At 47.2% G+C, this 14,109-nt stretch carries 11 protein-coding genes; 10 read left to right on the top strand and 1 reads right to left on the bottom strand.

Features of this window, described 5'->3' with window-relative positions:
• Window positions 1–85: 85 nt before the first annotated feature.
• Window positions 86–952, bottom strand: coding sequence for an AraC family transcriptional regulator (locus tag MHI21_RS18920; protein WP_069290183.1), 867 nt, complete (start codon window positions 950–952; stop codon window positions 86–88).
• A gap of 220 nt (window positions 953–1,172) precedes the next feature.
• Between MHI21_RS18920 and MHI21_RS18915 the strand changes: the two genes are divergently transcribed.
• From MHI21_RS18915 to ptsP, 10 genes are all read left to right on the top strand, one after another.
• Window positions 1,173–2,351: a galactokinase gene (locus MHI21_RS18915; RefSeq protein WP_069290182.1), complete on the top strand. Its 1,179-nt coding sequence runs from the start codon at window positions 1,173–1,175 to the stop codon at window positions 2,349–2,351.
• Between the two features lies 1 nt (window position 2,352).
• Window positions 2,353–3,342, top strand: coding sequence for a UDP-glucose 4-epimerase GalE (galE, locus tag MHI21_RS18910; RefSeq protein ID WP_023989887.1), 990 nt, complete (start codon window positions 2,353–2,355; stop codon window positions 3,340–3,342).
• Window positions 3,343–3,359: 17 nt separating this feature from the next.
• Entirely contained in the window at window positions 3,360–5,003 is a 1,644-nt protein-coding gene (locus MHI21_RS18905; protein WP_342418739.1) for a UDP-glucose--hexose-1-phosphate uridylyltransferase, read from the top strand.
• Window positions 5,004–5,187: 184 nt separating this feature from the next.
• A complete protein-coding gene (locus tag MHI21_RS18900) occupies window positions 5,188–6,351 on the top strand; it encodes an iron-containing alcohol dehydrogenase (protein ID WP_023989885.1) in 1,164 nt (387 codons plus the stop codon).
• Between the two features lie 174 nt (window positions 6,352–6,525).
• On the top strand, window positions 6,526–7,044 hold the full coding sequence (locus MHI21_RS18895; RefSeq protein WP_023989884.1) for a membrane protease regulatory membrane protein: 519 nt from the start codon (window positions 6,526–6,528) through the stop codon (window positions 7,042–7,044).
• A 48-nt stretch (window positions 7,045–7,092) separates the two neighbouring features.
• Window positions 7,093–8,628, top strand: a complete 1,536-nt coding sequence (locus MHI21_RS18890; RefSeq protein ID WP_028542452.1) for a flotillin family protein — start codon at window positions 7,093–7,095, stop codon at window positions 8,626–8,628.
• Window positions 8,629–8,818: 190 nt separating this feature from the next.
• Window positions 8,819–9,679 carry a PRD domain-containing protein gene (locus MHI21_RS18885; protein ID WP_071558373.1) on the top strand — a complete coding sequence of 287 codons (861 nt, stop codon included), beginning with the start codon at window positions 8,819–8,821 and terminating at the stop codon, window positions 9,677–9,679.
• Between the two features lie 252 nt (window positions 9,680–9,931).
• Window positions 9,932–11,977: a glucose-specific PTS transporter subunit IIBC gene (gene ptsG / locus MHI21_RS18880; RefSeq protein ID WP_342418738.1), complete on the top strand. Its 2,046-nt coding sequence runs from the start codon at window positions 9,932–9,934 to the stop codon at window positions 11,975–11,977.
• Between the two features lie 110 nt (window positions 11,978–12,087).
• Window positions 12,088–12,363 carry an HPr family phosphocarrier protein gene (locus tag MHI21_RS18875; RefSeq protein ID WP_013372579.1) on the top strand — a complete coding sequence of 92 codons (276 nt, stop codon included), beginning with the start codon at window positions 12,088–12,090 and terminating at the stop codon, window positions 12,361–12,363.
• Window positions 12,356–14,068: a phosphoenolpyruvate--protein phosphotransferase gene (gene ptsP, locus MHI21_RS18870; RefSeq protein ID WP_342418737.1), complete on the top strand. Its 1,713-nt coding sequence runs from the start codon at window positions 12,356–12,358 to the stop codon at window positions 14,066–14,068. Before MHI21_RS18875 ends, ptsP begins: the two co-directional genes overlap by 8 nt.
• The last annotated feature ends 41 nt before the right edge of the window (window positions 14,069–14,109 follow it).

Genomic DNA, 14,109 nt, shown 5'->3' with positions numbered 1-14,109 from the left:
CATCGGCCTAATTTCGCATCCTTTTATACAATATATAACCAACAGCCCGCATCCGTTTGAAGGATGCGGGCTGTTTAAGTCTGTTTTACGACTGTGGATACTGCTTAACCTTGCTTCGGTACTCGGTTGGAGACTGACCACAGAAGCGCTTGAATTGACGTGAGAAATATAAGGCATCGGTTAGTCCGACCGAAGCGGCCACTTGCTCTACCGATAGTTCAGGACGCTCACGCAGCAGTTGACGTGATTTGTCGATTCTTAGCTTAAGTAGATAGGTGACGGGGGAAATGCCCGTTTCCTTTTTGAATATCCGTGACAAATACGCACGATTATAACCAAGTCCTTCAGACATTTGCTCAATGGAAACGGGATGTGCGTACTGAGTGGACATATATTGAACCATCTGCTTGACTGTACGTTGAATTTGCGAATCCGCCCCGGACGGATCAGTCCAGTCACTCAGGTAATTGCCTGCTTCCCCCATAATCAGATACAAATAGCCCAAGGCTGATAGATGAGAACTAGATTTTCTACTGTAAAAGGCCAATTGCATTTGCTCCAAATAGCCGGGGATGGGGCTTTGATCGGAAGCATGGAAGACAGGCTGATGGACACGCAGTCCTGCTTCCTGTACCACCTGCTCAGTATGGTGTCCGGTAAACGCAGACCAACGATAACGCCACGGTTCCTCTTCATCAGAGGTATAGCTCACCAGCTGACCGGGATGAATAAGGAAAAAATCGTTTTCTTCAAGCTGATATGTGTGCTGTTCCGTTCGGAAGATACCTCTGCCCGATTCTACAAAGTGTAGCAGATAGTAATCATAGATTTTCGGCCCCACGGCATGACCGGATTTGGTTTGGCTCTCTCCTGCAAAAAGCACATGCAGCGGGCTATTTTCATAAAACACCGGATTAGAGGCGACGGCATAACTATATGAATGCGCTTGCAAAGTAGGATCATCCTTCCTGCATTTGTGAATGGTTTAGCGGATGCGGTATACTTACATTGTACATATCCAAGTCACATTTATCCATAGCTTAAACACATGGATGCATTACATTGTGTGACGCTTTCATTTATACTGAAATCATAAGAGATGTCAACCTGATTAAGATGTTACAGGGAAATCAGGAGGGTCTTTACTAACGGTATATGAGGTGGATGCGGATATGAACTCTACTGAATTAAAGAAACATTTTATTGAAAAATATGGTGAAAGCAGCAATGAACTGCGGATATTTCATGCACCTGGACGTGTCAATCTGATTGGAGAGCATATCGACTATAACGGTGGTTATGTACTCCCGGCTGCGCTGGAATTCGGAACGACGCTAATCCTTCGTGCGCGCAATGATGATGAAATTCATTTTGCTTCGACAAACCTGTCGTATGAAGTGTCTATCCCCCGTGGAGAAATAGGTAAAAACAAAACGGATGAGTGGGTGGACTATCCGGTGGGTGTGCTGGTGGAGTTGGCTGAAAAGGGAGTTCATCCGTCTAACGGATATGACCTGCTCTATCATGGAGAAATACCGAATGGTGCTGGATTATCCTCCTCAGCCTCCATTGAGGTTGTTACAGGATATGCGTTTCTCACGATCGAAAAACAGGAAACAGATACGGTCGAAATCGCTTTGTTGTCCCAGCGGGCAGAAAACAATTACGTTGGTGTCAATTGCGGCATTATGGACCAGTTCGCTGTAGCGAACGGAGCAGCTGATCATGCAATTCTGCTGATGTGCGATACGTTGGAGTACCGTAAAGTGCCATTCCGCACGGGGGCTTATAAGCTCGTGATCGGCAATACAAACAAGCGTCGCGGTTTGGTGGACTCAGCCTATAACGAGCGTCGTAGCCAGTGTGCCGAAGCACTGTCCATTTTACAGCAGCAGGAGCCATCACTGGAATACCTCGCTCAGCTGGATGAGGCGCGTTTCGGAGAGCTTCAGCATCACATCGCGGACCAAACAGTGCGTCGGCGGGCACAGCATGTAGTGGAGGAAAACGCTCGTGTGTTGGCCTCTGTCGATGCTCTCGCAGCGAATGAACTTGCAGCTTTTGGTCAGTTAATGAATGCTTCTCATGATTCATTGCGCGATTTGTATGAGGTCAGCTGCACGGAGCTGGACGTCATGGTTGAAGAAGCACGACGCATTCCTGGCACGCTGGGTGCTCGTATGACAGGAGCCGGATTTGGAGGTTGTACGGTTTCATTGGTTCATGAGGACGATGTGGAACGTTTTGTGAAGGAAGTCGGCGAAGCTTATCAGACCCGCACAGGGCTGGAAGCCAGCTTTTATGTATGCAAGGCAGGAGACGGAGTAAAAGAACTGAAGGAGGACGAATAACATGGCCATTTTAGTCACAGGTGGAGCTGGATATATCGGTTCACATACCGTAGCAGAACTGTTGGATCTGGGAGAAGAAGTTGTGGTGCTGGATAATTTGCAAACCGGGCACAAAGCAGCATTGCTTGGAGGCAAGTTGTATGAAGGGGATTTGAGGGATAAAGAATTACTGTCCAAACTGTTCTCTGAAAATAGTATCGACGCAGTTATCCATTTTGCAGCCAACTCGCTGGTTGGAGAAAGTATGCAAAATCCTGGTAAATATTATGACAACAATGTATTTGGCACGCTGAGCTTGCTGGAGGCAATGAAGGATGCTGGAGTGCGCCGAATCGTGTTTTCCTCTACTGCGGCTACCTACGGCGAACCGGAAAAGGTACCGATTGAAGAGGGAGACCGTACAGAGCCAACCAACGTGTATGGTGAAACAAAGCTGATGATGGAGCGCATGATGTCGTGGTTTGATAAAGTTTTAGGCATCAAATATGTGTCTTTACGGTATTTTAATGCGGCTGGTGCGCATGAGAGCGGCAAGATCGGTGAAGATCACCGACCAGAAAGCCATCTGATCCCGTTAGTGCTCCAGACAGCCTTGAAACAGCGTCCACACATCGCTGTGTTTGGTGAGGATTATGCGACACCTGACGGCACGTGTGTTCGGGATTACATTCACGTGAGTGACCTGGCGGATGCTCATGTGCGTGCAGTAAATTACTTGCGCGAAGGCAATGACAGCAACGTATTCAACTTGGGCAATGGACAGGGCTTCTCTGTGAAAGAAGTTATTGAGACGGCACGCAAGGTCACTGGACTCGACATTCCAGTTGTGACAGAGCCACGCCGCGCAGGCGATCCAGCGATATTGGTTGCATCTTCTGACAAGGCTCGTTCGGTGTTGGGCTGGAGTCCAGCACGTACCCAATTGGAGGATATTATTAGCGGAGCATGGGGATGGCATCAGTCGCACCCTCACGGCTACGGCGACGAATAGACGGGAGACGATAACATATGAGCGAGCGCCAATCCGCAGATAAAGGCCAAGGCCGGGAACATTCCCGGCATCTGGCCCATGACATCGACGAAACTGTACAGCAATCGGCTCTATATGCGGTGGAGCAACTGGTTGCATTCGCACAAAATAGGGGCTTGATTGGTCCACAAGATACAGATTACAGCCGTAATTTGCTATTGGATCAGTTTGGTTTTTCCGAGCCTTATTCAGGTGGGGAAGCAGGGGGCATTATGGCCCCCGAAGCCCTCCAGCCTGTGCTAAATGTTTTGATAGATTATGGTTTTGCCACTGGACTTATCCCTGAAAACACAGATACGTATCGTGATTTGCTGGATTCCAAAATCATGGGGCTGTTGATGGCGAGACCATCTGAAGTCATCCGTGACTTTCATCAAACGGAGACTGAACGTGGCATAGAGGCGGCGACAGATGCTTTTTATCAATTATCCATCGATTCGAACTACATCCGAATGGATCGGGTTGCTAGCAATGTGTACTGGAATCAGTCGACATCTTACGGAGATATGGAAATCACGATTAATTTGTCCAAGCCAGAAAAAAGTCCCAAGGAAATTGCGATGGCGAAGCTTTTGCCGCCGCCTGTTTATCCCAAGTGTCAATTATGCCGTGAAAACGTCGGATATGCAGGAAGAGTAAATCATCCGTCCCGTCAAAATTTGCGCATCATTCCGGTGGAATTGAATGGGGAACCGTGGTTTTTTCAATATTCACCCTATGTGTATTACAACGAGCACTGCATTGTGTTCCATCATGATCATGTACCGATGAAGCTTACGAAGGATACACTGCGCCGATTGCTGGCCTTTACGAAAGCGTTTCCGCATTATTTTATTGGCTCCAATGCGGATCTGCCGATTGTCGGCGGATCGATTCTGACCCATGATCATTTTCAGGGTGGTCGTCATACATTCCCAATTGAAAAAGCGGGTGTGGATGGCGAATACCATAATGAAGCGTTCCCGCAGGTTACAGCAGGGATTGTAAACTGGCCGATGTCGGTCATCCGTTTTACGTCAACAGATGCCGAGGCGTTGTTGGAAGCGGGAAATGCTGCTTTTGAAGCCTGGAAAGCTTATAGTGATCCTGTAGCTGATGTCCTCTCTCATACAGAGCAGGAAGGGGAAACGATTCCGCATAATACCGTGACGCCGATTGTGCGCCGTGATGCCGAAGGCAGGTACCAGATGGATCTCGTACTGCGTAACAACCGAACGAGTGAAGAGTATCCGGAAGGTATTTTCCATCCTCACCGCGAGATGCATCACATCAAGAAGGAAAATATCGGTCTGATCGAAGTTATGGGACTTGCCATATTACCGGGGCGGCTCAAGGATGAACTGGATGGAATTGCAGATATTTTGTGTGGGGATGACGAGCTGGCTGTGGCTATGCAGCAGGAAGGACATCCACTGTTTAAGCATGCAGACTGGATTTATCAGTTAAACACCCGGTTCGGTCGTTTGCCTGACAAGGAGACGGCTGTTCGTACCGTACAAAATGAGGTTGGACTGAAATTCAGTGAAATTTTAGAGCATGCAGGAGTGTATAAACGAAATCCGTCCGGTCATCAGGCCTTTGGTCGTTTTATGAAACAATTGGGATATACTTTGGGAGAATAAAATTGCTTGCGCAGCACATAATACTCTACGAGAACCCTCCCAAGATATGACATGGAACCATGCTCCTCAAGGAGTGTGGTTTTTTTCTGAAAATAAAGCAGATTTGTTTCCTGTAACCGAAAAGGTTATAATAGAGTAGTTTCTTAACATTAAACTTTAGAACTATTGGAGGCGAGCGTTTGCGATGAAAGCATTCGAATTTTATAATCCTACACAATTGATCTTCGGTAAAGGACAATTGGAGGCTCTCAAGCGTGAAGTTCCTAAATATGGTAAACGTGTACTGCTTGTATATGGCGGCGGCAGCATTAAGCGCAGCGGTTTGTACGATAATGTAATAAGTTTGCTTGGTGAAATCGGTGCAGAGGTAACGGAACTGGCTGGCGTAGAACCGAATCCTCGCTTATCTACAGTACATAAAGGCGTTGAATTGTGTAAAACACATCAAATCGACCTCGTTCTGGCTGTAGGCGGTGGTAGTGTGCTGGATTGCTCCAAAGCCATTGCTGTTGGTGCAAAATATGATGGCGACATGTGGGATTTTGCAGAGCGTAAAGCGGCACCACAGGCAGCATTGCCACTAGGTACGGTTTTGACCATGGCAGCTACCGGTTCTGAAATGAATGCGGGTTCTGTTATTACAAATGAAAAAACACAGGAAAAATTGGGCTGGGGCAGCGTATTTGCGTTCCCTGCGTTTTCTATTCTTGATCCGGTGAACACATACTCACTGCCACAAAATCAAACCGTTTACGGAATCGTAGATATGATGTCACATACGCTGGAGCATTATTTCCATTTGGAATCCAATACTCCGGTCCAACTTGGCTGGTGCGAAACGATTTTGCGTACGGTCATGGATGCGGCTCCAGGTCTGGTCAACGATCTGGAAAACTACGAGCTGCGTGAAACGATTATGTATTGTGGTACGATGGCGCTGAACGGCTTCCTGAATATGGGGCTGACAGGTGACTGGGCTACTCACAATATCGAACATGCGGTGTCTGCTGTTTATGATATTCCACATGGTGGAGGACTGGCTATTCTGTTCCCGAACTGGATGAAACACAATTTGCATGTGAAGCCTGAACGCTTCAAGCAACTGGCGGTCAATGTGTTCCATGTGAAACCAGAAGGCAAGAGTGATGAAGAAGTGGCGTTGGAAGGTATTCAGGCGTTGCGTGATTTCTGGAACTCGATTGGTGCACCAAGCCGTCTGGCTGATTACGATATTGATGCGTCCAAAATCGATGTTATGGCTGATAAAGCTGTGAAATTCGGGTCTTTTGGTGGCTTTAACAAGCTCAATCGCGAAGATGTAGTCGAAATTTACAAAGCATCCCTGTAAACCGACATTTGTATCATTTTAAGCACGTTTGTGCGTCATTAGACGTACGAACGTGCTTTTTTGGGGTTAATTTGGGATATTAGAGGAAAATTTTGAAACTTTTTAAGGTTGAATACGTAAACATAGTTATAGACTGGAAACCAGACTGAAAAGGTACATGGAAGGAGGAGTCGCATGGAAACCATATTTTGGTGGTTACTCGCAGGGGGCGCTATCTTTACCGTGGTCAGTGTGCTGATTGGAGATGTACTCGGTGGTTGGCTGGATGGTGCATTGGAGCTACCGGGCCTCGATTGGTTCAGACCTGTCGTTTTACTTGGAGCCATGACCGCTTTTGGCGGAGCTGGAGTACTGCTGACAAAGTATACCGGGCTGAGCATGGGGTGGGTCGTCGTGCTTGCTTTAGGGATTGCGTTTGTCATCGGAATTCTCGTGTTCTTTGCGTTTATCAAACCCATGGCGAATTCGGAGGTATCCAGCGGCTTCTCCATGCGTGAGCTGACTGGCCGAATCGGTGAGGTCACCATTCCTGTACCTGAGGTTGGTTACGGGGAGGTTATGATCCGCTTGGGTGCAGGCAACACCATACATACAGCATCTAGCTTCGATCACAAACCGCTTGCTGCGGGAACCCGTATCGTCGTGGTTGAGGTCGCAGAGGGCGTCGTCCGCGTAGCGTACCTGGACACATAGACGGCGCATTCGCTTAACTTGAAGGGAGCGTGATCGGGAGTGTCAAATTTGCAAGATATTGTGTTGGTCCCTGGGATTGTTGTCATCGTTATCGTTATATTAGGGATCGCTTTTTGGGCCCGTTACAAAACGGTAGGACCGGATGAAGGGATGATCGTGACGGGCTCTTTTCTGGGAAATAAAAATATTTCCGAGGATGACTCTGGACGAAAAATTAAAATTGTACGCGGCGGGGGGGCCTTCATTTGGCCAATTTTCCAGCAGTCCGAATTCATCTCTCTGTTGTCCCATAAACTGGACGTAACCACACCGGAAGTGTATACGGAGCAAGGAGTTCCCGTGATTGCGGATGGTGTGGCGATCATCAAGGTCGGCAGTTCTATTGAGGATGTGGCTACAGCAGCCGAGCAGTTCATCGGGAAGCCACTGGAGGCTCTTAGGGGAGAGGCTCAGGAAGTGCTGGAGGGGCATTTACGCGCAATCCTCGGCTCGATGACAGTGGAAGAAGTTTATCGTAATCGGGATCGGTTTGCGCAGGAAGTGCAAGGCGTGGCTGCTCGTGATCTGAAAAAGATGGGCTTGCAAATCGTTTCATTCACCATCAAAGATGTGCGTGATAAGCACGGATATCTGGATGCGCTTGGTAAGCCGAGAATTGCGGCTGTGAAACGGGATGCTGAGATTGCAGAAGCCGAGGCTGTGCGGGATGCCCGGATTCAGAAGGCGCGTGCGGAACAGGAAGGCCAGAAGGCCGAATTGCTGCGGGATACCAACATTGCCGAGGCAGCCAAGGAGAAGGAACTGAAAGTGGCTTCGTTTAAGAAAGAACAGGATACAGCGAAGGCAGAAGCCGATCAGGCTTATCACATCCAGGAGGCCCGTGCCAAGCAGACTGCTGTCGAGGAGCAGATGAAGGTCGAGCTGGTGCGCAAAGAACGGGAAATTGATCTTCAATCCAAGGAAATACAGGTACGTGAAAAGCAATATGATGCGGAAGTGAAAAAGAAGGCAGAAGCCGATCGGTATGCGGTCGAACAAGCGGCGGAAGCAGATAAATCGCGTAAAATGCGTGAGGCTGAATCGCTGCAATACTCGATTGAGACACAGGCTAAAGCGTCAGCTGAACAAAAACGTCTAAACGGGCAAGCAGAAGCGGATGCCGAACGCGCCAAAGGTACGGCAGACGCAGATGTCATCCGTTTGCGTGGACTTGCAGAAGCGGAGGCCAAGGAAAAACTGGCGGAGGCGTTCCAGAAGTTTGGAGAGGCCGCCGTGCTCGATATTATCGTAAAAATGTTGCCTGATCTGGCTGGACGTATTGCCGAACCGATTGCGTCCATTGATAAACTCACCGTAGTTGATACGGGAAAAGGAGAAGGAGCAGCGCGTGTCAGCAATTATGTCACCGAACTGATGGCTACGGCACCTGAGATGCTGAAGAGTGTATCCGGCATTGATGTGGAGCAGTTAATCAAGGGGCTGACGACTGGGAAAAAAGGCCTTCATTCCGTGCCGTCCTCCGGTGAAGGGAATAAGCAGCATCTTCCAGCCTCGGTGGAGGCAGCACTAACAGATAAAGAATAACGATAAGTCTTTGGGGAGCATCTACCCCTAACCAAAAGACCGCTTTTCATCACAGCATTTCCCGGCAATGTGATGAAAAGCGTTTTCTTTTTATTGACCTTTAGCCGAATATTTGGTACTTTAACGTGGATTCCTCTGAGCTTCATGCTATAATTCTTAGGATCAAGGTTCTGATAAAAGAGGTGCGGATGTGAGCAGCCTAAAAGTGGCCAAAGCGCTGAATAACAATGTGATTATAGGGATGCATCCCGAGCATGATGAGGTTGTCGTGATTGGAAAAGGAATCGGTTTCAATCGCAGACCCGGCGATCTTATGCCGTTGGATTCAGTTGAAAAATTATTTATATTAAAAAGCCATGAAGAACAGGAGCAATACAAACGGTTGCTTCCTGAACTGGATGAAAAGCTCATTGAGGTCATCGGTGAGGTGCTTCATCTTGTTCAGCTTCAAGCAAAGAAGCCTCTAAATGAGCACATACTGATTGCTTTAACTGACCATATCGCTTTTTCCATCAACCGTCATAAACAGGGAATTACGATTCATAATCCGTTTTTGTATGAGACTAGGGAAATATATCCTCAGGAATACAAGATGGCTGAGCAGGCTGTTGCTCTAATCAGGGATAAGATGGATGTAGATCTGGGAGAAGATGAAATCGGATTCGTGGCCCTGCATATTTATAGCGCCATGACAAACCAGCATATCTCCGAGGTGAGGAAGGATTCTCGTCTGATTGCTGATATGGTTCAGGTTGTCGAGACCACACTGGATTATCGTATTCCTCTCCAATCTCTTGATTATTCTCGACTGCTGACTCATCTGAGGTTTGCGATTGAACGTGTGCGCCGGGGAGAAATTGTGCAGGAGATTTATCGGTTGGACAAGCTTTTGAATGAGGAGTATCCAGAAATGTATATGCTGTCCTGGAAACTCACGAAAATTATGGAGAAAAGACTCCGTAAATCTGTGTACCCGGCTGAGGTCAGTTATTTGACAATGCATCTGCAACGGTTATCCCAACGCAAAGAGCAGGGGGAGCAACAAAAGTGATAAAACAGGAATAAAAAAGTATTGCCTCGCATTTAGCGGGGTGCTATAATCAATTTTGCAATGAGGAAGACAACAACTGAACATTTAACGTGTTACTGATTCGATCAGGCATGAGTTGTTTTAAGTTATGATTGTTTACAGCCTACTGGGGCAAGCTATATCCCAAGGTTGTTTTCAAACATACTTAAATCGGCTCATGCCTTTTTTGTTGTTTTGCCTCTGTTCTAAATTTCAGAGAAGGATGTGGAAGGTATGTTTAAAAAGCTTTTCGGCGTTTTACAGCGTGTCGGTAAAGCATTAATGCTTCCTGTAGCGATTTTGCCAGCTGCGGGGCTTTTATTGGGTATCGGTAACATGCTGGTCAATCCTGATTTTCTCCAGTACATTCCGGCATTAAATGCGGGCTGGGTTCAATCGGTAGCGACGATCATGATGAATGCCGGACAAATCGTTTTTGATAATCTGGCACTGTTGTTCGCAGTCGGCGTAGCTGTCGGTCTGGCGGGCGGTGAGGGTGTAGCAGGTTTGGCTGCCATCATCGGTTACCTCGTTATGAACATTACTCTGGGTACAGCCGTGGGTGTCACACCTGGCCTGATTGCTCAAAAAATACCGGGTTATGCAAACGTGTTGGGGATTCCAACGCTTCAAACCGGGGTGTTCGGCGGGATAATCATCGGTATACTGGCCGCGGCCATGTACAACCGCTTTTTCAAAATTGAGCTTCCATCGTATCTGGGCTTTTTCGCGGGTAAGCGTTTCGTTCCAATTGCAACGGCGGTATCCTCACTGATTGTCGGACTTGCACTGGTTCTGATCTGGCCTCCAGTTCAACAAGGACTTAACGCAGTATCTCACTTTATGGTGTATTCCAACCCGACTTTGTCGGCGTTCCTGTTCGGTGTTATCGAACGCGCGCTGATTCCATTTGGTTTGCATCACATCTGGTATTCACCGTTCTGGTTTGAGTTTGGTGAATATGTTAACAAGGCAGGTCAAACCGTTCACGGTGACCAGCAGATCTTCTTCAGCCAGCTTCGCGACGGAGTGGCGTTGACAGCAAGTACGTTCCAAGTGGGTAAATTCCCATTCATGATGTTCGGTTTGCCGGCAGCAGCGCTTGCAATGTACCATGAAGCAAGACCAGAACACAAAAAATATGTAGCAGGTATTATGGGTTCAGCAGCATTGACTTCGTTCTTGACAGGTATTACGGAGCCACTGGAATTTTCCTTCCTGTTCGTAGCTCCACTGCTGTTTGCAGTACACTGTATATTCGCAGGTCTGTCATTTATGACCATGCAAATTTTACATGTCAAAATCGGTATGACCTTCTCAGGCGGATTTATTGACTTCCTGATTTTCGGGATTATTCCAACCCGTACGCCTTGGTGGTATGTAATTATCGTCGGTCTGATTTTGGCAGTTATTTACTACTTCGGATTCCGGTTCATCATACGGAAGTTCAACTTGAAAACACCAGGACGTGAAGAAGCTACAGATAATGTGGATGGCGCAGCAGTCGGTAGTAGTGATGAGCTCCCGCACAACATTTTGGCAGCTTTCGGTGGTTCATCGAATATCAAGCATCTGGATGCTTGTATCACACGTCTTCGGATCGAGGTTAATGAGAAATCGAACGTTGACAAAGCTCGTCTGAAACAACTTGGCGCATCAGGTGTCCTTGAAGTCGGTAACAACGTACAGGCAATTTTCGGTACACGTTCCGACACCATTAAATCTCAAATGGCTGATATCATGGCTGGACGTACACCTGCACCAGCTCCGGCGCAACCTGCTCCACACGAGGAGAAGGAAGCTGGGGAAGAACAACAAACCATTATTGTAGAAGATATTGTAATGCCTGTTAACGGCGAATTGGTTGATATCTCGACGGTTCCCGATCCGGTATTTGCAGAACGTATGACAGGTGACGGCTTTGCGGTCGTGCCAAATGATGGAACGATTGTGTCCCCTGTTTATGGTAAAGTATTCAATGTATTCCCGAGCAAGCATGCGATTGGTATTCAATCCGATGGCGGTAAAGAAGTGCTTGTTCATATCGGGGTGAATACAGTGAAGCTTAAAGGGCAAGGATTTGACGTTTTGGTGAACGAAGGCGATCTTGTGTCAGCCGGCCAGCCTATTATGAAAGTAGACCTGGAATACGTGAAGGCAAACGCCAAATCCATCATCTCACCTGTCATTTTTACCAACCTTCCAGAAGGTTCTTCGGTAACTTTAAACAAAACTGGAGTATTGAAGGCTGGCGAAGATGGTATAATTACGATAAAATAAACTCTATGTGTTTCGGATTAGTTGATTAGGCGGCTTAGGCCGTCTGATCAATGATCTGGTATACTGCGTGTAAACAAATATTATCTTTAGGAAAGTGGGAGGAACAAATTATGCAAACAACTTTTAGAATTACGGATGAAGACGGTATCCATGCACGTCCTGCAACTGCACTGGTAAATACAGCTAACAAATTCAGCGGTGCTGAATCTTTTGCCGAAGCTAACGGTAAAAAAGTAACTTTGAAATCCATTCTGGGTGTATTGTCTCTGGGTCTGGAACAAGGTGATACTATTAACATTATCTGCGAAGGCGCTGAAGCTGCCGAAGCACTGAAAGCTCTTGAAAATGTAATCGTTAACGAAGGGCTGGGCGAAGTTCATGCTTAAAATTTCCGGGATTGCCGCTTCGGCAGGCATAGCCATTGCCCGGGCGTTTATCTTGGAGCATCCGAATTACGCTGTAGAGAGACGCGCGGTTGGTGATGTTGAGGCTGAAATCGCGAGATTAGATGCGGCTTTGGTAAAATCTCAAACCGAATTGGAATCGATTAAGGAGAAAACGCTTCAGGAGCTGGGAGAGAAAAAAGCAGAAATTTTTGCATCTCACCTGCTCATCCTGAATGATCCTGAATTGATCGATCCGGTTAAAGCTAAAATCAGAGACGAGCAGCTTAATGCTGACTATGCTTTGAATGAAGTAGCTACACAGTTCATTTCCATGTTTGAAAACATGAAAAGTGCCTATTTGCAAGAACGCGCATCGGACATGCGTGATGTAACCAAGCGGATCCTGAATCACCTGCTTGGTGTTCATTTTGTTAGTCCTGCAGAAATTGCCGAAGAAACGATTGTGCTTGCAGAAGATTTGACACCTTCCGACACAGCTCAGCTGAACCGTGAATTTGTTAAAGGTTTTGCAACGAACATCGGCGGACGTACTTCGCATTCGGCTATTATGGCTCGCTCACTTGAAATTCCTGCAGTTGTGGGAACGAAAAATATATTGTCTCAAGCTAAAAGCGGCGATTTGATTATCGTTGATGGTTTGGATGGTCACGTATTCGTGAACCCTACCGAAGAGATTGTTGCGGAATACCGTGCTAAACAGGTGGCATACGACAAGCAACGCGAAGAGTGGCGCAAGCTGCGCGGCGAAGCTACAGTTTCTGTCGATGGTGTCCATGTCGAACTGGCAGCCAATATTGGTACGCCTAATGATGTAGCTGGTGTTCTGGACAACGGTGGTGAAGGCGTGGGCTTGTACCGTACGGAGTTCTTGTACATGGGACGCGATAAGCTTCCATCCGAAGAAGTACAGTATACGGCGTACAAAACCGTTCTGGAAAGAATGGAAGGTAAGCCGGTTGTAGTCCGTACTTTGGATATCGGTGGCGACAAAGAACTTCCTTATCTGGACCTGCCGAAAGAAATGAATCCGTTCCTCGGATTCCGTGCTATTCGTCTGTGTCTGGATCGCCAGGATATTTTCCGCACTCAATTGCGTGCTTTGTTGCGTGCGAGTGTGCATGGTAACCTGCGCATCATGTTCCCGATGATTGCTACGCTGAACGAATTCCGTGAAGCTAAAGCTGTTTTGTTGGAAGAAAAGGAAAAGTTGGTAGCCGAGGGTGTATCCGTATCTGAAGAAATTCAGTTGGGCATCATGGTAGAAATTCCTTCTACAGCGGTATTGGCTGACCAATTCGCAAAAGAAGTGGATTTCTTCAGTATCGGTACAAACGATCTGATTCAATACACAATGGCAGCGGATCGCATGAACGAGCGGGTTTCTTACCTGTATCAACCATACAATCCATCCATTCTGCGTCTGGTGAAAATGGTTATTGACGCCGCTCACCGTGAAGGACGTTGGGTTGGTATGTGTGGTGAAATGGCAGGAGATACAACAGCAATTCCGTTGCTGCTGGGTCTTGGACTTGATGAGTTCAGTATGAGCGCAACTTCCATTCTGCCAGCACGTAGCCAAATCTCCAAGTTGTCCCGTGCGGACATGGAAAAACTGGCTACAAAAGCTCTGGACATGCAAACAGCAGAACAGGTTGTTGAATTGGTTCAAAGCATCGAAGGCTAAGGAAGGGTATTACATTTCAAAGGTTATATCTTTTTCCAACA

Origin of the sequence: Paenibacillus sp. FSL H8-0168 (assembly GCF_038592955.1) — a bacterium.
Taxonomy (GTDB): domain Bacteria; phylum Bacillota; class Bacilli; order Paenibacillales; family Paenibacillaceae; genus Paenibacillus; species Paenibacillus polymyxa_B.
The sequence above is the reverse complement of the archived record's forward strand: the minus strand, read 5'-3'. Positions and strand labels throughout refer to the sequence as shown.